The sequence below is a fragment of the Acinetobacter harbinensis genome (assembly GCF_000816495.1).
In the GTDB taxonomy this organism is placed as follows: Bacteria; Pseudomonadota; Gammaproteobacteria; order Pseudomonadales; family Moraxellaceae; genus Acinetobacter; species Acinetobacter harbinensis.
The window spans coordinates 1,389,304-1,409,650 of sequence record NZ_JXBK01000001.1 but is presented as its reverse complement, the minus strand read 5'-3'; the positions used below and the strand labels follow the sequence as shown (position 1 = coordinate 1,409,650).

Here is a 20,347-nt window from a genome sequence, read left to right as displayed (position 1 = left end):
ATTGGGCATTAGCCTGACCCATCGTGGTAAAGCCAATGGCGAACCGATTCCTATGGCAGGTGTGCCTTATCACGCGGCTGAAGGATATTTAGCGCGCTTGGTTAAAAAGGGTGAAACTGTCGTTATTTGTGAGCAACTGGGTGAAGTGACGGGTAAAGGGCCGGTGGAACGTGGTGTGGTACGCATCATTACGCCGGGTACACTGACGGATGATGCCTTACTCAACAGCCATCAATCGTCTAATTTGGTCGCTCTGTGCATACAACAAAACCAAATTGGAATAGCGCTACTGGATTTAAGCGCGGGTATTTTTAAAGTTCAACAACAAGATTTTCAACCAGAACAACTGGCGATTGAGCTTTCACGGCTCATGCCAAGTGAAATTTTGGTTGATGAAGATATTATTGATCAAAATATTATTGAGCAAATTAAGAAGCAACTGGAGTGTCCAGTTACCAAGCGTCCGAATGTCGATTTCAACTTAAATAATGCGCAAAAAACCTTATGCGATCAATTTGCAGTGTCCACTCTTGCTGGCTTTGGCATTGATCATTTACCTTTGGCCAAAGCCTCGGCTGCAGCGCTGATTCACTATGCCAAAGAAACGCAAAAAACAGCATTACCGCATATTCGCTCGATTCAATTGGAACAAAGCAGTGACTTTATTGCCTTAGATCCGGTCACACGGCGTAATCTGGAATTGGTTGAACCGTTGTTTGATCATGGCACCTCATTATTTCAATTGATTAATGATTGCCAAACAGCAATGGGTGGCCGCTTATTAAGTCGCACCATCATGCAACCGTTACGTGACACCAAATTACTTGATGCCCGCTTAGATGCCATTAGCTGCATATTAAAAGGCTACCATGAAGCGCCGACGCGTTTGGTGTTAAAAGACATCAGCGATATTGAACGGGTGCTCAGCCGAATTGCCTTAGGCAGCGCACGTCCGCGTGATTTAGTCCAACTACGCCAAGCTTGTGCGCAAATTCCCTTATTACGCCACGCGATTCAGCCCATCATACACAATCATCCAACGGGCTTAATTGAGCAACTGGATAATGAATTGGGGGATTTTAAAGCACTGTATCAACGCTTAATGGCCGCAGTGGTTGAACATCCGCCCGTATTACTGCGTGATGGCAACGTCATTGCGGAAGGCTTTGACAGCGAACTGGATGAATTACGCAAAATCCGTGATCATGCCGGTCAATTCTTGATTGATCTTGAAATCCAAGAGCGTGAAAATACTGGCGTGTCTACCCTTAAAATTGGTTATAACCGCGTCAGTGGCTACTATATCGAATTAACGCGCGCCCAAGCTGAGCATGCGCCTGAGCATTATATTCGCCGGCAAACCTTAAAAAATGCAGAACGCTATATCACGCCAGAACTCAAATCTTTTGAAGATAAAGTCCTGTCGAGTGAATCCAGAGCGCTGGCACGTGAAAAAATGCTGTTTGAGATGCTACTAGATGAATTACGCGCGGATATTGGCAATTTACAAATGATGAGCAGCGCAATTGCTCAGCTCGATTTATTGGCCAATTTTGCGCATCAAGCGCGCTTACGCAATTGGTGCCGTCCTGAATTTAGTCCAGAAATTGGCGTTAAAATTGTGGCAGGTCGGCATCCGGTGGTGGAAGCGCTCAGTAAAACTCCCTTTACTGCCAATGACACCAGTTTAGATTTTAATCACCGCATGGCCATTGTGACAGGCCCCAACATGGGCGGAAAATCAACCTTTATGCGTCAAACTGCGTTAATCAGTTTATTGGCCTATTGTGGCTGTTATGTGCCCGCACAAGCCGCTATTTTAGGCCCGATTGATCGGGTTTTTACTCGCATTGGCTCAGCAGATGATTTATCCACCGGCAAATCAACCTTTATGGTGGAAATGACGGAAACCTCACAAATTTTGCATCATGCCACCAATCAATCTTTGGTGCTGATGGATGAGGTCGGACGTGGAACCAGCACCTATGATGGTCTGTCTTTGGCGTGGGCCTGTGTGCTTGACCTGAGCAAACGAATTAAATGCTTATGCTTATTTGCCACCCATTATTTTGAATTGACCGAATTGGCCAAAGAATCGGGTATTGATAACTATCACGTCACCGCCAAAGAACTCAATGGCAACTTAATTCTGTTACACAAAGTTCAGCAAGGCCCTGCCAGTCAGAGTCATGGTTTACAAGTGGCCAAATTGGCCGGTATTCCTGCCAGCGTGATTAAAGAGGCGCAAAATCGCTTAAAGATTTTAGAAAAACAGCAACAGCGACAAGTGAATAAAGTGGTCCAAAACGATTTATTCAGTATTGTCGATGAACCCAGTATTGAAGTGGTGGAACGTATTGTGGAAGTGGAAAAAGACACACCAGCACTGAACTTATTAAGAGCCTTAGATGTGGATAATTTATCACCGCGTGAAGCCTTGCAACAGATCTATGCTTTAAAAGATGCGTTACAGGCTTAATCCAGCATTTCATCGGTCAAACAAGACTTCCAAGATGAAGTCTTTGATCCTTATTTGCGATATTTAGGTTGATATGTAATTTTTATTAAAATTAACAGCCCTATATATAACAAATATCAATAAAAGCAATTGTTACTTGGCAGTGTTTTTGCCTAGAATACAGCAAGAGTAATTAGAACCATATTTTAGGTAGCTGCCGCCATGACCTTTGTTGTCACTGAAAATTGTATTAAATGTAAATATCAAGATTGCGTAGAGGTTTGTCCGGTAGATTGTTTCTACGAAGGTCCAAATTTCCTCGTGATCGATCCTGATGAATGTATCGACTGTGCTTTATGTGAACCTGAATGCCCAGCCAATGCCATCTTCTCAGAAGATGAGTTACCCGAGGGACAAGAAGTCTTTATTGAGCTGAATACAGAGCTTGCACAAAAATGGCCCAACATCACTCAAATTGGCGAACAACCTGCTGATCGTGAAGAATGGAATGGCAAACCGAATAAGTTACAATACTTAGAAAAGTAATTTCCTCTGCAAGTTTTCAAAAAAAGATCAGCACCTGCTGATCTTTTTTTGTACTCAAAGCAAACATTTGATTGCAATCTTTCCAAATTCTCTCCTTAAAATTAGACTAAAATAGGCCGCGTATTTATAAATATTTGATTTGTATAATGAAGCATTTTCTAAAGGGATTACTGGGTCTAAGCTTAGTTCCTCTGGTTATGATTGGCTGTACCTCTTCTCCTTCAAAACAAGGACATACGACGCCTAGTGGAAAGCGAATTTTCATTCCTCAAGAGCGGATTAGTATTGAACGTACAACTGCACCTAAAACAGTTCCTTATACTTATAACGCTTGGATGGCCACCAGTAATAATTTACGACAGGTTCGTGAGTACGAAATGTTTCTCGATCGTAATGGCGTGGGCAATATTATTCCAAGTTTTGAATTGATGCGCACTGCACGCGATTGGCAGAAATGCGCGCGCTCACAATACATGATTCCAAACCAAGAATTATGGAACAATCAAGTCTCGACTTTACGGGTGTTTAAATATCTTATTGCGGCAAAAGTGCTGACTGATTTTGAAGTGACGTCTGTTTATCGTGATTTACCACTCAATCAATGTGCTGGCGGTGCTAACTCATCGCGTCATTTATTTAATTCAGCCATCGATTTTCGCATTGGGCCGGCTTATCCACAAGCCAATGACTATGCCTTTATTGAAAGCAGTAAATTTAAATTATGCCAATTTTGGGCGCAACACGGTCAAAGCCTAAATATGGGGCTGGGACTGTATGCCTCAGGTCAAATCCATATTGATACGCAAGGTTATCGCACTTGGGGGCCAGACTTATCGCGTAATAGTTCGATGTGTAATTATTAAGTCGATGCATGCTTAACAGAAGATAAAGCACGGTCATACGCCTCTTCTGCATGAGCTATAGATGAAAAAATTGCACTCTGAGCGGAAAGGTTTAAAATGCTTGCATCAAAATACCGGTGACAGAACTATGCAACAAATGTGGACAGAGATTGATGCTTACATCGATTCACATTTAATTCCAGAAGACCCTATTCTTCTGCACGCTTTACAAAACACTGAAGATCGCGGTTATCCTGATCATCTGGCTGTTGCACCCAATCAAGGCATGCTGTTGCAAATGTTGATTCAAATGAACCATTGCAAACGCGTATTGGAATTGGGGACTTTTGCGGCCTATAGCACTTTATGGCTGGCGCGCGCTTTACCCGATGATGGTTATATCTTAACCATTGAAGGTCGTGAGGCTCACGCCATTGTTGCTCAAGAAAATATTGAACATGCCCAACTTAAACCCACCATCGAGCTTCAAGTGGGACGTGCAGCCGAGCTGTTAAAAGCACTCCCTGATGACACCGAAGCTTTTGACTTTATTTTTATTGATGCCGATAAACAAAGTTATGCCGAGTATTTAGAACTGAGCTTAAATTTATCGCATTCCGGCACTATTATTGTGTTAGATAACGTCATTCGTGCAGGTGACATCATTAAATGTGATAATCACAAGCCGAGTATTGAAGGCATTCGCGAGATGTTTACAGCACTAAAAAATCATCCTAAAATTTTATCTTGCACGGCATTACAGACCGTTGGAAGTAAAGGGCATGATGGCTTAGCTTTGGTGTTAGTGAAATAAAACACGACACAGATCAAAAAACATTCGTCGTGTTTTTTTGTTTATTTATGAGCAACTTATAAGTATTATCCATATAGTTATCCACAAGTTATGCGGATAACTATATTGAGCCACGAATTAATATCTCCGTGGATATTTTTACTTGACCACCAAGAGTGGCACTAACGAATTTCGAAAAATACCGGTGGTCACACTACCTAAAAAGAACTGTCGAATTTTACTTTGACTAAAAGCACCCAATACAATCAGTTGTATCGCATGTTCGGCCTGATATTCAAGTATATTTTCTGCTACATCGCCATAACGGTATTCCATGACCACATCCAACCCCGCATTTTTTAAGTATTGTGAAGGCTCATTCAATACTTCAGGATGGTCTCCCACATACAACAAATGACATTGCAGCAGTTTTAACAAATCGCTTTGTGCTACGCGTTTCATCATATTGACGCAGGTCGGTGAATACTCATAAGCAAAGATAAAACGTGTTGGTGGCTTAAAGTTTTCTCCCACCGTCATCACAGTACATTTTGCGCCGCGAATAAAGTTTTCTACGTTACTGCCAATGGGTTTATTTAACTCGGCTGAACGCTCACCCACTCGGCCAATAACAACCACATCTTCTTCTTGTAAGACTTGAAAACTTTGCTCTAAAAAATCACCTTTTTCTTGAATATGCGTTGCAGTAATATTATATTTTTGCTGAATAAGCTCAGAAATATGATCCAATAAGTTATTGCTATAATCCAGTGCGAGTTCACTTTGTTTCTGCTCAAGTTCTGCCAGTTCTTTGAGTAACATTGCATTACTTTCAAAACCGATCACACCACTAATTTCACCCAAATGATAACTTGCAGGGTAATAATCTAAAACCTGAAGTAAAACCAATTCACGATTGGTTTGTTTTGCCACCCATGCCGCTGCTTCAGCAACTGCATTCACGCATGGAGAAGAGTCAATACAGGCGATTACACGCTTCATTTTTGCCTCGCTTTTTGCTTATTATAGCTTTTAAGTCTATTGGTGCTTTTTAACTTAGCATAACTGTAGAGCGCTGTGCATGCTTTTATGTAAGTAAATTTCGAAAACTCTCTAGCCAGATTATCAAAAAAAATTAATCACGATAACGAATAAATTTTGCTGGATTGCCAGCCACAATCGCGGCCTGTTCAATATTTTTAGTCACCATACTGTGCATACCAACCACTGCATGCGCATGAATTGTAACGCCGTCCTTGACGCCCACATGCGCGCCTAGCCAAACATCTTGACCAATTTCAATTCCCTGTGAGCGAACCGCTTGTTGATAGATGGGTTGTTCTAGTTGCATGCCGTGATCAAAGGCATATAAATGACAATAGGCAGCAAGACGCACCTGATCATGTAGTTTAATGCCCATGCGTCCACCATCTAAAATACAATGATGGTTAATTGCGACTTCATTCCCAATTTGTAGCGGGCCATGCAAAGTACAATCCGCAGCAATAAAGCTATTATCTCCAATGCTAATTTGACGTCCTGGTTCTGCAAAAATATGCGCCAAAGGTGAAATAAAACAATTTTCACCAATTTCTACTGTTTCCATTTGCATTAGATAGGCTTGATATTCTTTTTGCCACGCCTCTGCCCAAGCACGATTTTTAGGCTTTAATGACCCATACAGCCACGGCATATAATTTAAACGATGTTTATGCTGTTCACGATACTTTAATAGCGGATCTGATTCAGTCATCTTCTGGCTCTTCTAGGATTCTCAGCTGTTCACGGCCACGGCTTATATCTTGAATTTTTAAGGACCAAATGGCTATTTGTGGCGTTTGTAGGGAAGCCTTCACCTCAACTCCCGTATCGGTATAGTGTTCTTCAAATTCAATCTGTTGTTGGTTCAGTTCATACTGCAAAATAGCCCACTCATTAAACTGGCAGTGAAAACTGACTTTTATTTTTATGATAAGTTCAATTTTCTCAGCCAACAATAAGCACTGCCCTGCACAACCGCCATAAGCACGCACCAATCCGCCTGTACCTAATTTAATACCCCCATACCAACGATTGACCAAGACCAAAACATTACTTAATTCGTTGCCTTCAATGGTGGCCAAAATGGGACGTCCAGCCGTTCCAGAAGGCTCACCATCGTCATTAAAGCGTACATTGTTGCCAATTTTCCATGCCCAACATTGATGGGTGGTGGTATTGTCTTTATGCAGGGCTAAAAAGTCTTTTACGGCTTGCTCAGATTGTACGGGCACAGCAATCGCTTGAAAGCGACTTTTTTTAATGTCTTGTTCAAAAGTAACTTGCGAGGCAATGGTAAAGGACATAAATCTAAAATGAAGAACAACATGCTGTCAGTATAACTGGTTTTCAGCACCTTGCAGATACAAAAAAACCGCCTTAAGCGCGGAAGTTTTTTTGTATTCAAGCCAGTTTATGCTGTAGAAAAAGCAGTTTTAACAGATAAAACATACCACTCAAGCCACTTTAAAATCATACTTAGACTCTAAAATCATCACCCAAATAGACTTGACGCACGGTTTCATTGGCCAGTACTTCTTCTGGTGTTCCTTCGGCAATGACCGCACCTTCACTGACAATATAAGCACGCTCACAAATGGCTAAGGTTTCTCGTACATTATGATCGGTGATTAACACCCCAATACCACGGTCTTTTAGCGTACGAATAATATCCTTAATATCACCGACCGAAATAGGATCGACACCGGCAAATGGCTCATCTAATAACATAAATTTTGGATCTGCCGCCAAAGCGCGGGCAATTTCTGCACGGCGACGTTCACCGCCCGAGACACTCATGCCCAAAGAGTCTTTAATATGGGTAATTTTAAAATCGGCCAGTAATTCACTTAAACGTTGTAAACGCTGCTGCTTGTTTAAATCTTTACGGGTTTCTAAAATCGCCATAATATTTTCAGCAATGGTCAGTTTGCGAAAAATAGAGGCTTCTTGTGGTAAATAACCAATGCCTTTGCGTGCTCGTTCATGCATGGCTAAATCAGATAAATCTAGATCATCTAAATGAATCTCACCTTTATCCATCCGCACCAAACCCACCACCATGTAAAAACTGGTGGTTTTACCTGCGCCATTGGGACCTAGTAAGCCTACAATTTCACCACTGTGCATTTGTAACGAGACGTCTTTAACCACCCATCTTTTATTGTAGTTTTTGGCCAAATGTTTAATACAGAGCTTTTGCGGTTGTTTGAGCGACTGATCCATTAATCACGCGCTCCCGGGAAAGATTTTGCGCTTGAAGGTGGAATCACAATTTGTACACGTCCAGATGATGAACCTGAACTATTTGGTGTACCAGTGGCCTCTACATCGCCCTTATTCATACTGTATTTTAAGGTGTTGCCGCGAATACTTGCCCCATCTTGCTCCAACAAAGCACTGCCGGTTAAAGTCACAATACCGGTTTGTGCATTATAAATAATCTTTTGCGCTTGCCCTTTGGCCAACCCTTTATTGACATCTATTTTTTGCTGGAAACGTGCAGGGCCGCCAGTTGCGGTAATAATACTAATTTCTTTATTGCTGTTTAAATTGGCCACAATAGAATTGGCTTGTAATTTCATGGTGCCTTGTTCAATGATGACGTTACCGGTATAAGTTGTCACTCCGGTTTTTTCACTGTACGTTGCACGATCTGCCACCAAGGAGATGGGCTGATTTCTATCCGAAGGTACAGCCAACGCCGCAGCCGATGAGAATACGACCAAACTGGCTAAAGCTGCTTGCTTAAGCAAAGTTTTAGACCATACAAGCTTAAGATTTTGGTTCATATTTTCCTCGAATATTAAAAAATTCGTATTGACCGTCATTTAGATTGGCTTTCAAACCTTGGCTTACAAATTCAGCTTGCGGAGATTGCACAATAACCTGTTTATCGGTTTCAATTTCATTGGTTTTAGGGTAGCCCGTCAACGCTGTGGTCTTAAACTGCATTTCACCTTGTGGCATTAATTTTTTAATTAATACCTCTTGTGACAAGACAATACGTTGATTGTCGTCGTAACTATTTGCAATTTTGGCATAAAAAGTAGCATTTACCACAGCATCTTTATACATGGAAGCATTTAGATTGGTCATTTTTGAAGTTTGTTTTTGCATATCTTGTTCAAGACGATCAACCTGAGCGCGCACGTATAAATTACCGCGATCATCCGTTTGGGTGAGATTAATTTTTTCAGCCGAATAGGTCATATTCCTTGCTGAATCAACCTCAAGTTTATTGCCTTTACCACTATAATAGTAGTAACCACCACTTATAGCTGCAATGGCTATAGCAGTTACGTATAAAACTTTTGTATCCATAAGTGGGGTACTTAACTCAAATTGAATGAATTATTCAATTATTAATACGGGTTAGCGCTGTATTTTTCAAGCAGTGTATCGTAAGCGCCTTTGGCCATTAAAATCATATCGCAGATTTCACGTACTGCGCCTCGCCCGCCCATGGCTTGCGTGACTAAATCCGCACGGCGGCGCACTTCGACATGCCCATTGGGTACGGTGACTTTCATTCCGGCAATTGCAAAGGCTGAAAGATCCGGCCAATCGTCCCCCATATATAAACAATCATCGGGAGAAAGATTCAGCTGCGCGCAAGCTTCTGTTAATGCCACGCCTTTATCTTCACGGCCTTGAAAAACCAAATCGACGCCCAAATCCGACATCCGCTTATCGACAATGTTACTTTTACGTCCCGTAATAATAATGACTTTGACGCCGGCTTGTTGTACCAACTTCATGCCTAAACCATCACGAATATCAAAGGATTTAATTTCATCGCCACTATTGGTTAAGGTAACGAAACCATCACTTAAAATACCATCAACATCTAAGACCAAAGCTTCAACATGACGCGCTTGCTCTAATAAAACATAAGAAGCCATGTGTTAATTTACTCCAGCTTGAATCAAGTCATGCATGCTAATTACCCCAATCACTTTATGTAGATCATCAACGACCACAAATTGATTAATTTTTTTCTCGTTCATGCGCTCCAAAGCTTCCACCGCACGAACCTCGGCTGAAATGGTCAGTGGATTTTCCGTCATGACTTCAGAAATTTTAAGATTGACATCAAAACCTTGTTGCTTATCGATTAAACGGCGTAAATCACCGTCGGTAAATATGCCCAGCAACACTTCATTTTGATCGACAATTGTGGTTAAACCTAGGCGTTTATTCGAAATTTCGTATAGAACTTGATTCATTGGTGTATCTGGAGAAACTTGCGGCAACTCTTGGCCGGTATGCATCAGATGTTTTACTTGTAACAATAAGCGCTTACCCAAAGCCCCTGCCGGATGCGACATGGCAAAATCATCTGCGGTAAAACCTCGCGCATCCAGTAAAGCCACTGCCAAGGCATCGCCCAGTGCTAAAGTTGCAGTGGTGCTAGAGGTCGGTGCTAAACCCAGTGGACAGGCTTCTTGAATATCACCCAAAGTTAACGCCACATCGGCACTTTGCGGCATTGGCCCTTTATTATCACCACTGATGGTAATCAACGGTATTTCCAGACGCTTGATCAATGGCATCAGCATCATAATTTCATCACTCTTCCCCGAGTTTGAAATAGCAATTACCACATCACCATGTACAAGCATGCCTAAATCGCCATGTCCAGCTTCACCCGGATGCATGAAAAAAGACGGTGTTCCGGTAGAGGCAAACGTCGCTGCCATTTTGCGCCCAATATGCCCTGACTTGCCCATGCCGGTAATCACTAAACGCCCACGGCATTGCAAAATAATTTCGCAGGCATCGCTAAAGCGCTGATCAATTTGAGTGGCCAGTATTTCTAACGCCTGCTCTTCGATACGCAAAGTGGCTAATGCGACTTTTTGAAAGTCGACTTGGTTGGGCATATTTGGTGGGTTCAAAATAGATTTACCTTTACTCTATACAGAGTTGACTCTAAGTAAGCGAAAAATAATTTTTGTAATTTTATCATATCTGTGCAAATCAGACGTTTTTAAATGTATAACTTTTTCGTAGATCGATAAAAAAACCGCATAAAACTTTATGAAAAATAATGCTTAGGTTAAGATGAAGTATCTTTTCTTTCGCCTTTTGAAGACCTATGCAACCATTTGTCCTATATAACTCAGAGCAACGTAAAAAAGTTGAATTTGTGCCACGTGTTGAGGGACAAATTGATATCTATGTCTGCGGTATGACGGTTTATGATTATTGTCATATTGGACATGCTCGGGTCATGGTTGCATTTGACTATATTATTCGCTTTTTACGCAGCCAAGGCTGGCAAGTAAAATACGTGCGGAATATTACCGATATTGACGATAAAATTATTCAACGCGCCAATGAAAATGGCGAGAATATTCATCAACTGACCGACCGTTTTATTGATGCCATGAATACCGATGCCGCCAATTTAGGCTGTGTTGCACCGGATCAAGCACCACGTGCAACCGACTATATTGATCAAATGCAAAGCATGATCGGTAATTTGGTTAATAAAGGCGCAGCTTATCCTTCAAGTAACGGTGACGTTTACTTTCAAGTGGAAAAATTTGCCAAATATGGCCGTTTATCTGGCCGTAAACTTAGCGATATGCAAGCGGGTGCATCTGAGCGTGTGGATGTAGAAGTACAAAAGAAACATCCGTTTGACTTTGTACTGTGGAAACATGCCAAAGAAAATGAACCTGCGTGGCCTTCTCCTTGGGGCAATGGTCGTCCCGGTTGGCATATTGAATGTTCAGCCATGTCCACCTGCTGCCTTGGCAATCATTTTGATATTCATGGTGGCGGTTCAGATTTAATGTTCCCCCATCATGAAAATGAGATTGCACAATCAGAAGCCTCAACAGATGAGCAATATGTTAATTATTGGATGCATGTTGGCTTTATTAATGTCGATGGCGAAAAAATGTCGAAGTCTTTGGGCAACTTTTTCACCATTCGTGATGTGATGGACAAGTTCCATCCTGAAGTCATCCGTTACTTTATTGTTTCATCACATTATAGAAGTCCGGTGAATTTCTCCGACACCGCATTAAAAGAAGCGAAAAACACACTGTCACGTTTTTATCATGCCTTTAAAGCCTATCAACAAGTCTATGCTGAAAAAACCACGCAGGCTTTAGAGCAGAGTTTCGTTGAGCGCTTTAACAGTGCCATGCGTGATGACTTTAATACCTCTGAAGCGATTGCCGTATTATTTGAAATCAACAAAGAATTGAACCGTGCGGTCAAAGATGGTCATGCAGAACAAGCCACGGTTTACTACTCTACTTTACGCCATTTAACCGATATTTTAGGTTTGGTGCAGCATAACGTAGATGACTTTTTAAAGTCTGATATTGGTCAAGAAGCCCTGAATTTAAGCGCAGAACAAATTGAAGGCTTTATTCAACAGCGTATTGATGCCAAAAAAGCCAAAGAATTTGCCAAAGCCGATGAAATTCGTCAATCTTTACTTGAGCAAGGCATTGTTTTAGAAGATACACGACAAGGCACCATTTGGCGTCGTGCTGATTAATTGATCACTTGGTACGTTAGCCAATTGACAGCAGCACAAAACCCTCTATAATACACTCCATAAAGCGGGAATAGCTCAGTTGGTAGAGCATAACCTTGCCAAGGTTGGGGTCGAGAGTTCGAGTCTCTTTTCCCGCTCCAAAATACGAAAAAGCCCTTATCATAATTGATAAGGGCTTTTTTTCATCTCTATCGTTTTATCATTTACAGTCCATCCCCTCATACATATTTTTTATCTGGCCTTCAAGCCTCAAAGTGCTGCATAAAACTGATCTTCAAAAATTAAAATGCTTTCAGATTCTTTTGTAACTTGAATATCCCTATAAATTATAAGGTTATTGCTAATCTTCAAAAAAACTGATCTTTTGCTTTATCTCAATATTTTAAATCTGTGAAGAAAAGTGCGATTTTTACCCTTTTCCATTGCGCTAGATTCCCTGTGCTAATCTTAAGATCAATAAATCCATATTCAAAAAAGAGAAGCCTGATGAACTATCAACACATCTTACTGGCAGTGGATGACTCACCGATTGCTTTTATTGCTGCGGAGCAAGTCAGAATTTTAGCCAAAGCCTTAGGCAGTCAAGTCACCATAGCCAGTGTGGTGGTGACTGATCCTCTAACCAGCGTCAGTTTTTATAAGAATGTACCCGGTATCACCGATTATTCTATGCAAGCTCAAGCACACGCAAAAAATATTTTGACTGAACTGAGTCATCAATTTATTGAGCAAGGTATTAGCGCAGAGAGCAAAATTCTAACCGCGCAATCCCCTAGTAACGCCATTACCAAACTGGCAGATGAATTAAATGTTGATTTAATTGTGGTTGGCTCACATGGTCGAACCGGTTTTAAAAAAGCCATAATCGGTAGTGTTGCACAAGACATTCTAACTTCTAGCCATATTCCTGTCCTCGTTATCAAATACACCAAATAATATCGCCTCATACAGCTCACGCGCTAACTACCCTTTAAGATGAATTTGATTTTACTGGCGTATGTGGATGGCAATAAAACGGTTACTTTCAATCTGAATAGCAACATAAAATGATAGGTATCTGTGCCTATGCAGTTTAAACTTTAGCCACTGCTTTAACCCAGATTGTAAAGAGAAAAACATGTCACAACAAGATTATGAAAATGGCTTAAAAGTACGCACCGAAGTGATGGGAGAATCTTTTGTTAAACGCGCGCAGGACAACACTGTGCCGTTTACTCAACCCCTTCAGGATTGGATTAATGAACACGCGTGGGGTTCAACATGGCAACGTGAAGGCGTGTTGCCGCGTAAATATCGCTCACTCATTACCATTGCTTTTCTGGTGGCACAAAAAAGCCCGGCCGAACTGAAAGGCCATATCCGCGGCGCACTCAATAACGGTGCGACGATTGAGGAAATTCAAGAAGTCTTGCTGCATAGCTTACCGTATTGCGGCGCACCGACCACACAAGAAGCGTTCCGCGCTGCACTCGAAGTGATGCAAGACATTCAACAGGCTGAATCCTGATCAGCTCAATCTAGACTATATGGGTTTTCATCTGTCCCTAAAAAAACCTTATAAGTCCATATATATAAAGATAAAGCGAGACTGCATTTGTGGAACCGCTTTATTTCAATCCCTGATTTTAGAATATGCGCTGAATTTAATATTGAGCGCATATTTTTATTTTCTGAAAAAACACAGAACGCATATATCTTTAAATTTTCGGCTTTATTTATCCATAAGCATTTGTATATGAAAGTATTTAAATCTTAAATTCAAGACTTTTATAGCGATAAAAGTCAGTGCAAAATTTAGAATATTGAATGTCTTTAAGATGGTAGGTGTTTGGTAGGTAGGATTTATGGACGATTCATTCAATACTTATTTTACGGCAAGAATAGCCGATAACATAATGAATGGTAGAAGGAATCGCACCATGGCTTTTAAAAATATTGCAGATCAAACAAACGGGTTTTATATTCCTTGTGTTTCTCTTTTTGGCCCCGGTTGTGCCAAAGAAATTGGTGCTAAAGCACAAAATTTAGGTGCGAAAAAAGCGCTCATTGTGACCGATGCCGGTCTATTTAAATTTGGTGTTGCAGACACCATTGCCGCTTACTTAAAAGAAGCAGGCGTTGATTGCCATATTTTCTCAGGCGCAGAACCGAATCCAACCGATATTAACGTACACAATGGTGTGCAAGCTTACAATGACAATGGCTGTGACTTTATTGTCTCTTTAGGTGGCGGCTCATCACATGACTGCGCTAAAGGTGTGGGCTTAGTGACCGCAGGTGGCGGACATATCCGTGACTATGAAGGTATTGATAAAAGTACTGTCGCCATGACCCCGCTGATTGCCATTAACACCACCGCAGGTACAGCATCGGAAATGACGCGTTTTTGTATTATCACCAATACCGATACGCATGTAAAAATGGCGATTGTCGATTGGCGTTGTACGCCGCTGATTGCCATTGATGACCCTAAATTAATGATTGCAAAACCGGCCAGCCTAACTGCGGCAACCGGTATGGATGCACTGACTCACGCCGTTGAAGCTTATGTATCAACCGCTGCCACCCCGATTACCGATGCTTGTGCAGAAAAAGCCATTACCATGATTAGCGAATGGTTAAGTCCAGCCGTTGCCAATGGTGAAAACCTAGAAGCACGTGATGCAATGAGCTACGCCCAGTACCTTGCAGGAATGGCCTTTAACAATGCATCACTGGGTTATGTACATGCCATGGCACACCAATTAGGCGGGTTCTACAATCTTCCTCACGGCGTCTGTAATGCAATCCTATTGCCGCATGTGTGTGAATTCAACCTAATTGCTTGTCCTGATCGTTATGCAAAAATTGCACAATTAATGGGCGTAAACATTGAAGGCTTAACTGTAACCGAAGCCGCCTTTGAAGCCATTAATGCCATTCGCACCCTTTCAGCCTCTATTGGTATTCCAACTGGCTTAGCTGAATTGAAGGTGAAAGAAGCTGATCTTGCAGTGATGTCAGAAAATGCGCAAAAAGATGCTTGCATGCTGACCAATCCACGTAAAGCAACGCACGAACAAGTGGTTAACATCTTTAAAGCGGCGATGTAATCAAACGCTTTTATCCATGTTGAATTACTCTTTTGGGAATATCACTTCGGTGATATTCCTTTTTTTATTGTTTTAAAATATGTAATTACCCCTTCCGCATCCTTCTGATTCAGTTTATAAACAATGCAATATCCTTACAAAACATAGAATACAGATATGAAAACCATCCTCATTACCGGCGCAAATGCAGGTATTGGCCTGAAAACTGCTGAAGAATTATTAAACGAAAATCATCATGTCATTCTGGCCTGTAGAAATATGCAAAAAGCTGAACAGGCAAAACAACACTTACAAGCACTCGGTAAAGGCCAAGTCGATGTGATTGAGCTGGATTTAGACAGCTTACAAAAAGTCCAACAGGCTGCTGATGAAATACTGGCGAAGTATCCACATATTGACGTGTTGATTAACAATGCCGGCTTGATTTCAAATCAACTTGACAGCACGGTAGATGGTTTTGAAAAACATTTTGGCGTGAATTTTCTGGGACATTATCTATGGACGTTAAAACTGCTTCCGCTGCTTAAAAAAGCTCAACAAGGCCGGATTATCCATTTATCCTCTATTGCACACTGGGCCGGCAACCTACAACCGGAAAAATTTTTAGCCGAAGATAATACTCACTATCGCACCTTTTTAAGTTACGGCAGCAGTAAATTACACAATCTTCTGTTTAGTAATTTACTCGCTCAACAACTTAAAGGCAGTTCTGTGACCAGTAACGCGGTCCATCCTGGGGTCGTGGATTCTGATCTGTACCGTCAGCTTCCCAAACTGCAATATAAAGTGGTGTCTTTGGCATTAATTCCCCCGAGCAAACCGGCACAGCTGATTAAAAAAATGGCTTTAGATGCAGCATGGGGACAAAAAAATGGCCACTATGCCAGTGTACAAACACCAGCGATTTCCTCGCCTCGATCGAAAAATTTAAAACTGGCGCAACAGCTCAATGACCTCTCTTATGATTTGGTCCAACAGTATCTGTAACATTGCTTAATATTCCACCGGATACTCATTGCCTCATTTTGGACGGTGAGCGGTGAGTATCCAAATCAAATAAGCTATAGTAATTAATCCATTCAAATAAAAACAACTCTATCCATAGGCCCTTCAAATGACGAAGCATGATCGCTATCAAACTGATATTTTGGGTGAAGATTATCAACAAGCCCGCTTAAATTTCCCTGATGATTATGAAGGACAAGTCACCGCCACTTTGGTGCGAAAAAAAGCCAATATACCCACGCAAAAAGCAGTGTTATATATTCATGGCTTTATCGATTATTTCTTTCAAACGGAAATGGCCGAGCAGTTTAATCAGCATGGCTTTGACTTCTATGCACTTGATTTACGTAAATATGGCCGCTCGCACCTGCCGCACCAACAATTTTATAATGTGCGTGAGCTTACAGAATACGATGCAGAAATTACCGAAGCCTTAGCCATGATTGCTCAAGAAGGTCATGATGCGGTGCTGTTATCAGGTCATTCGACCGGCGGATTAATCACCACGTTATATGCTGCGCATCATCCAAATCATGCATTGATAAAAGCCTTATGGGTCAATAGTCCATTTTATGATTTTAATATGCATCCAATAAAGAAAAAACTGGCGCTACCCAGTTTAAGCCGTATAGCCAAGCTTTGCCCAAATTTAAAGCTGCCCAGTGAATTAAATAAATGGTATGTACCCAGTCTGCATCAAAGCTTAAAAGGTGAATGGGATTTTAACTTGGACTGGAAACCCAAATCTTATCCGTGGGTACGTTTAAGTTTTATACGCGCCATTTTCGAGGCACAAAAAGAAATTCATCACGGCGTAAGCTTAAGCATTCCCATCTTGGTGATGCATTCTGATCGAAGCACACATCCCAAAAAATGGCATCTGGATGCTCAGTCGAGTGATATTGTTTTAGATGTAAAGCATATCGCTCATTACGCGCAAAAAATTCAGGGCGATGTCACTCTGTGTGACATTAAAAAAGGTTTACATGATTTGGTCTTGTCAGAAAAATCAGTCCGTGAGCAGGTGTATCGACAACTTTTTGCATGGCTACAACAGAAAGGTGTATAAAAAAAGCTGCATTATGCGCTTAATGGTCTTTATATTTTAATAAAGTTTGGTGGATGGGATGCGTTTTTGGCATCAGTTCAATTAAGCGCTCCACCGCATCAATCGCTTCTGGAGAACGTGCCAGATGCTTGAGTAGCACATCGGTTTCATTGGCTTTAAAAATCGCATCACTTAAGCGCGATTCTAAACAGTCGCGCCATGCGCACAAAAAAGGACTTTCGGTTTTGGTCAGGAATACCCCCGTATAAAATTTTAAAGCAGAATCGGTGTAGCCGGCATCTAAGGATTGTTCGGTCAGTAAAAAGTCAGCTTGCACCTGTACCAATAAACGATAAGGCCGTGAACCGAGCATACCGCCCAAAATATCACGCAGTTGTGACATTTCTGCTTTTAAGGTTCCGATACTGACTTTTCGTTCGCCATAAACTGCTTGATGTAAACTGTCTAAGGTTAAGCCCTGCGGACACAGCGCCAAAATGGTTAAAATTTCAATTTGACGCGGAGTAAGTACCAAAACTTTGCCATTAAATAAAATTTGCGGCACAGAAAAAGCACGGATAAACAATTGTTGTTTTTGGTGTTCCAGTAAAGCCGACTGGATAATCGCGGCGCAGCGTTCAGCCGCCAACACGCCCAAACTATTGTGCTTTTGCCACGTGGTGGATAAATCAATCACCCCCAAAACTTGTTTTGAATAGGGATCAATGATCGGTGCGGCATAGCAGACCCAATCATGAATCGAGGACATATAGTGTTCATTGGAAAACACACAGCTGGATTGCTGGGTTTTTAAAGCCAACGCCAAAGCATTGGTGCCGACTAATTCCTCGCGCCATTGCCCGCCGGCAATAAAATGTACATTTTCAGCAGCACGTTGCATTTGCGCACTGGCTGCGGTCCAAATAATGGTACTGCCAATATCGCCTATGGCCAATACCATCGAGGACTGCTGCGCAATATGTTTTAAATCCTGTGCGCAATGCTCTAAGGCATAGGCTAAGGCACTGGGACTTCCTTCTTTTTGTAATGACACCAAGGGTGCAGCACAGCGATCTTTGGGAATTTCGGCACAGGTTGAACGTTGCCACGAACTGACGATACTTTGTTCCAGTTGCTGTTCATGCAAGCTGGGTAGATGATTATTTTGCTTCACTTGATCAATATTTTGTCTTTTTTGAGTTAACGTTTTTTTGCTCATCATGCATTATGCTCTCGACAATTTCTAATTTACATCCACTGTAATGACTCTCGTTTTAGAGTTTATTAAAAAAATTGTAAACCTTCTTGTATCCAACCTTTCTCCAACCTTATACAGCGTATGCTAATCAAATAATGTGCAAAAGTACCTTATACCAAAGCTGTAGATACAGTTTAGATCAGTAAAATAAGCAAAGGAAAATTCATATGCGTTATATCGATCCCAATCAAGATGGTTCAAAAGTTCACTTTAAAAGCCAATATGAAAATTTTATTGGCGGCCAATGGGTCGCACCGATTAAAGGAGAATACTTCGATAATCTCTCCCCTGTCGATGGCAAAGTATTCACAAAAATTCCGCGCTCATCTGCTGAAGATATTGAACTTGCATTAGATGCCGCACATAAAGCCAAAGAACAATGGGGCAAAGCCTCACCCACTACGCGCTCGAATACCTTATTAAAAATTGCCGATCGCCTAGAAGCCAATTTAGAGCTTTTGGCTGTGGCTGAAACGTGGGACAACGGTAAACCGGTACGTGAAACCTTGGCCGCAGATATTCCTTTGGCGATTGACCATTTTCGTTATTTTGCCGGCTGTATTCGCGCACAAGAAGGCGGTATCTCTGAAATTGATGAGGACACCATTGCTTATCATTTCCATGAACCTTTAGGTGTGGTCGGACAAATTATTCCGTGGAATTTTCCAATCTTAATGGCGACATGGAAATTGGCCCCTGCTTTAGCAGCCGGCAACTGTATTGTTTTAAAACCTGCAGAACAAACTCCGGTCAGTATTTTGGTCTTGGCCGAGCTTATTCAAGATTTATTACCCCCGGGTGTGCTTAACATCGTCAATGGTTACGGCGTTGAAGTCGGTCGTCCATTGGCCACCAATCCGCGTATTGCTAAAATTGCCTTTACTGGCTCTACCGCTGTTGGTCAACAAATCATGCAATATGCCACTGAAAATATTATTCCGGTTACACTGGAATTGGGCGGTAAATCACCAAATATTTTCTTTGAAGATGTCATGGCACAAGATGATGATTACCTAGATAAAGCATTGGAAGGTTTTGCCATGTTTGCCTTAAATCAAGGCGAAATTTGCACCTGTCCATCGCGGGCTTTGGTACAAGAAAGTATTGCAGATCAGTTCTTGGAAAAAGCCATTGAACGAGTCAAACGCATTAAAACGGGCCATCCTTTAGATACAGACACCATGATTGGTGCACAAGCGTCTTTGCAACAGCAAAATAAAATTTTAGGGTGTATTGAAACAGGCCGCTCTGAAGGTGCAAAAATTCTCACCGGTGGTGATGCACGCAATGAAGTGGGTCAAGGTTTTTACATTGAGCCGACCATTTTTAAAGGCACCAATGATATGAAAGTTTTCCAAGAGGAAATTTTTGGGCCGGTACTTGCGGTAACAACTTTTAAAGACTTTGATGATGCAATTAAAATTGCCAATGACACTATTTATGGCTTAGGTGCAGGTGTTTGGTCACGTTCAGCACATACCTCTTATCGTGCGGGACGCGCTATTCAGGCCGGACGCGTCTGGACCAACTGTTATCATATTTATCCGGCACATGCAGCCTTTGGTGGTTATAAAAAATCAGGGATTGGCCGTGAAAACCACAAAATGATGCTTGAGCATTACCAACAAACCAAAAATCTGTTGGTCAGCTACTCCACCAAAGCGATGGGCTTCTTTTAAGCTCAGCAGCAGATTTTAACGCATCAGTAATAAAGCGAACTTCGGTTCGCTTTATCGTATGTCTA

The 20,347-nt window shown here is 41.6% G+C and carries 20 protein-coding genes and 1 tRNA gene; 12 read left to right on the top strand and 9 right to left on the bottom strand.

The genetic code is table 11. The features are described from left to right. The 4 genes from mutS to SE27_RS06570 form a co-directional block, all read left to right on the top strand. Window positions 1–2,479 (top strand): DNA mismatch repair protein MutS (gene mutS / locus SE27_RS06585; protein WP_455549972.1); only part of this gene is annotated, 2,479 nt, incomplete at its 5' end. A 201-nt stretch (window positions 2,480–2,680) separates the two neighbouring features. Next, window positions 2,681–3,004 carry a ferredoxin FdxA gene (gene fdxA / locus SE27_RS06580; protein ID WP_039621917.1) on the top strand — a complete coding sequence of 108 codons (324 nt, stop codon included), beginning with the start codon at window positions 2,681–2,683 and terminating at the stop codon, window positions 3,002–3,004. Between the two features lie 146 nt (window positions 3,005–3,150). Next, complete coding sequence (locus SE27_RS06575; protein WP_039621915.1) at window positions 3,151–3,867, top strand: D-Ala-D-Ala carboxypeptidase family metallohydrolase; 717 nt, start codon at window positions 3,151–3,153, stop codon at window positions 3,865–3,867. A gap of 127 nt (window positions 3,868–3,994) precedes the next feature. Then, window positions 3,995–4,660: an O-methyltransferase gene (locus tag SE27_RS06570; protein WP_039623855.1), complete on the top strand. Its 666-nt coding sequence runs from the start codon at window positions 3,995–3,997 to the stop codon at window positions 4,658–4,660. 138 nt (window positions 4,661–4,798) lie between these two features. Here SE27_RS06570 and SE27_RS06565 read toward each other — a convergent pair whose 3' ends face one another. From SE27_RS06565 to SE27_RS06530, 8 genes are all read right to left on the bottom strand, one after another. After that, on the bottom strand, window positions 4,799–5,641 hold the full coding sequence (locus SE27_RS06565) for a universal stress protein (protein ID WP_039621913.1): 843 nt from the start codon (window positions 5,639–5,641) through the stop codon (window positions 4,799–4,801). A gap of 133 nt (window positions 5,642–5,774) precedes the next feature. After that, window positions 5,775–6,392: an acyltransferase gene (locus SE27_RS06560; RefSeq protein WP_039621911.1), complete on the bottom strand. Its 618-nt coding sequence runs from the start codon at window positions 6,390–6,392 to the stop codon at window positions 5,775–5,777. Further along, complete coding sequence (locus SE27_RS06555; protein ID WP_039621910.1) at window positions 6,385–6,984, bottom strand: IMPACT family protein; 600 nt, start codon at window positions 6,982–6,984, stop codon at window positions 6,385–6,387. Before SE27_RS06555 ends, SE27_RS06560 begins: the two co-directional genes overlap by 8 nt. Window positions 6,985–7,156: 172 nt before the next feature. Then, window positions 7,157–7,903, bottom strand: coding sequence for an LPS export ABC transporter ATP-binding protein (lptB, locus tag SE27_RS06550; RefSeq protein ID WP_039621908.1), 747 nt, complete (start codon window positions 7,901–7,903; stop codon window positions 7,157–7,159). Next, window positions 7,903–8,469, bottom strand: a complete 567-nt coding sequence (gene lptA / locus SE27_RS06545) for a lipopolysaccharide transport periplasmic protein LptA (protein WP_039621906.1) — start codon at window positions 8,467–8,469, stop codon at window positions 7,903–7,905. Before lptA ends, lptB begins: the two co-directional genes overlap by 1 nt. Beyond that, window positions 8,453–9,001, bottom strand: coding sequence for an LPS export ABC transporter periplasmic protein LptC (lptC, locus tag SE27_RS06540; RefSeq protein ID WP_039621904.1), 549 nt, complete (start codon window positions 8,999–9,001; stop codon window positions 8,453–8,455). Before lptC ends, lptA begins: the two co-directional genes overlap by 17 nt. 41 nt (window positions 9,002–9,042) lie before the next feature. Next, entirely contained in the window at window positions 9,043–9,582 is a 540-nt protein-coding gene (locus SE27_RS06535) for a KdsC family phosphatase (RefSeq protein WP_039621902.1), read from the bottom strand. Window positions 9,583–9,585: 3 nt separating this feature from the next. Then, the gene (locus tag SE27_RS06530) at window positions 9,586–10,563 is read right to left on the bottom strand and encodes a KpsF/GutQ family sugar-phosphate isomerase (protein WP_039621900.1); all 978 of its coding nucleotides are present in this window, start codon (window positions 10,561–10,563) and stop codon (window positions 9,586–9,588) included. A 215-nt stretch (window positions 10,564–10,778) separates the two neighbouring features. Here SE27_RS06530 and cysS point away from each other — a divergent pair, with 215 nt between their 5' ends. From cysS to SE27_RS06495, 7 genes are all read left to right on the top strand, one after another. Continuing rightward, window positions 10,779–12,200 (top strand): cysteine--tRNA ligase, encoded by a 1,422-nt coding sequence (gene cysS / locus SE27_RS06525; protein ID WP_039621898.1) that lies wholly within the window; start codon window positions 10,779–10,781, stop codon window positions 12,198–12,200. 64 nt (window positions 12,201–12,264) lie between these two features. Beyond that, window positions 12,265–12,340: transfer RNA gene (locus SE27_RS06520), tRNA-Gly, on the top strand. 346 nt (window positions 12,341–12,686) lie between these two features. Continuing rightward, window positions 12,687–13,136, top strand: a complete 450-nt coding sequence (locus SE27_RS06515; RefSeq protein ID WP_039621895.1) for a universal stress protein — start codon at window positions 12,687–12,689, stop codon at window positions 13,134–13,136. A 181-nt stretch (window positions 13,137–13,317) separates the two neighbouring features. Further along, a complete protein-coding gene (locus tag SE27_RS06510; protein ID WP_039621893.1) occupies window positions 13,318–13,707 on the top strand; it encodes a carboxymuconolactone decarboxylase family protein in 390 nt (129 codons plus the stop codon). Between the two features lie 412 nt (window positions 13,708–14,119). Next, the gene (gene mdh, locus SE27_RS06505; RefSeq protein WP_039621891.1) at window positions 14,120–15,292 is read left to right on the top strand and encodes an iron-dependent methanol dehydrogenase; all 1,173 of its coding nucleotides are present in this window, start codon (window positions 14,120–14,122) and stop codon (window positions 15,290–15,292) included. A gap of 156 nt (window positions 15,293–15,448) precedes the next feature. Continuing rightward, window positions 15,449–16,279, top strand: a complete 831-nt coding sequence (locus SE27_RS06500; protein WP_039621889.1) for an SDR family NAD(P)-dependent oxidoreductase — start codon at window positions 15,449–15,451, stop codon at window positions 16,277–16,279. A 127-nt stretch (window positions 16,280–16,406) separates the two neighbouring features. After that, entirely contained in the window at window positions 16,407–17,366 is a 960-nt protein-coding gene (locus SE27_RS06495) for an alpha/beta hydrolase (RefSeq protein WP_039621888.1), read from the top strand. Between the two features lie 19 nt (window positions 17,367–17,385). On the opposite strand, the gene SE27_RS06490 is transcribed toward SE27_RS06495, so the two are convergent. After that, a complete protein-coding gene (locus SE27_RS06490) occupies window positions 17,386–18,567 on the bottom strand; it encodes a helix-turn-helix domain-containing protein (RefSeq protein WP_039621885.1) in 1,182 nt (393 codons plus the stop codon). A 203-nt stretch (window positions 18,568–18,770) separates the two neighbouring features. On the opposite strand from SE27_RS06490, the gene exaC reads away from it, so the two are divergent. Next, window positions 18,771–20,282, top strand: coding sequence for an acetaldehyde dehydrogenase ExaC (gene exaC, locus SE27_RS06485; protein WP_039621883.1), 1,512 nt, complete (start codon window positions 18,771–18,773; stop codon window positions 20,280–20,282). Window positions 20,283–20,347: the final 65 nt, after the last annotated feature.

Excerpts from the sequence above, each read along its gene's own strand:
- fdxA (WP_039621917.1), top strand. The coding sequence starts at position 2,681 with ATGACCTTTGTTGTCACTGAAAATTGTATTAAATGTAAATATCAAGAT.
- SE27_RS06495 (WP_039621888.1), top strand. The coding sequence starts at position 16,407 with ATGACGAAGCATGATCGCTATCAAACTGATATTTTGGGTGAAGATTAT.
- mdh (WP_039621891.1), top strand. The coding sequence starts at position 14,120 with ATGGCTTTTAAAAATATTGCAGATCAAACAAACGGGTTTTATATTCCT.
- SE27_RS06515 (WP_039621895.1), top strand. The coding sequence starts at position 12,687 with ATGAACTATCAACACATCTTACTGGCAGTGGATGACTCACCGATTGCT.
- lptB (WP_039621908.1), bottom strand. The coding sequence starts at position 7,903 with ATGGATCAGTCGCTCAAACAACCGCAAAAGCTCTGTATTAAACATTTG.
- lptA (WP_039621906.1), bottom strand. The coding sequence starts at position 8,469 with ATGAACCAAAATCTTAAGCTTGTATGGTCTAAAACTTTGCTTAAGCAA.
- SE27_RS06500 (WP_039621889.1), top strand. The coding sequence starts at position 15,449 with ATGAAAACCATCCTCATTACCGGCGCAAATGCAGGTATTGGCCTGAAA.
- SE27_RS06490 (WP_039621885.1), bottom strand. The coding sequence starts at position 18,567 with ATGATGAGCAAAAAAACGTTAACTCAAAAAAGACAAAATATTGATCAA.
- exaC (WP_039621883.1), top strand. The coding sequence starts at position 18,771 with ATGCGTTATATCGATCCCAATCAAGATGGTTCAAAAGTTCACTTTAAA.
- lptC (WP_039621904.1), bottom strand. The coding sequence starts at position 9,001 with ATGGATACAAAAGTTTTATACGTAACTGCTATAGCCATTGCAGCTATA.
- SE27_RS06510 (WP_039621893.1), top strand. The coding sequence starts at position 13,318 with ATGTCACAACAAGATTATGAAAATGGCTTAAAAGTACGCACCGAAGTG.
- cysS (WP_039621898.1), top strand. The coding sequence starts at position 10,779 with ATGCAACCATTTGTCCTATATAACTCAGAGCAACGTAAAAAAGTTGAA.
- SE27_RS06570 (WP_039623855.1), top strand. The coding sequence starts at position 3,995 with ATGCAACAAATGTGGACAGAGATTGATGCTTACATCGATTCACATTTA.
- SE27_RS06575 (WP_039621915.1), top strand. The coding sequence starts at position 3,151 with ATGAAGCATTTTCTAAAGGGATTACTGGGTCTAAGCTTAGTTCCTCTG.
- SE27_RS06565 (WP_039621913.1), bottom strand. The coding sequence starts at position 5,641 with ATGAAGCGTGTAATCGCCTGTATTGACTCTTCTCCATGCGTGAATGCA.
- SE27_RS06535 (WP_039621902.1), bottom strand. The coding sequence starts at position 9,582 with ATGGCTTCTTATGTTTTATTAGAGCAAGCGCGTCATGTTGAAGCTTTG.
- SE27_RS06555 (WP_039621910.1), bottom strand. The coding sequence starts at position 6,984 with ATGTCCTTTACCATTGCCTCGCAAGTTACTTTTGAACAAGACATTAAA.
- SE27_RS06560 (WP_039621911.1), bottom strand. The coding sequence starts at position 6,392 with ATGACTGAATCAGATCCGCTATTAAAGTATCGTGAACAGCATAAACAT.
- SE27_RS06530 (WP_039621900.1), bottom strand. The coding sequence starts at position 10,563 with ATGCCCAACCAAGTCGACTTTCAAAAAGTCGCATTAGCCACTTTGCGT.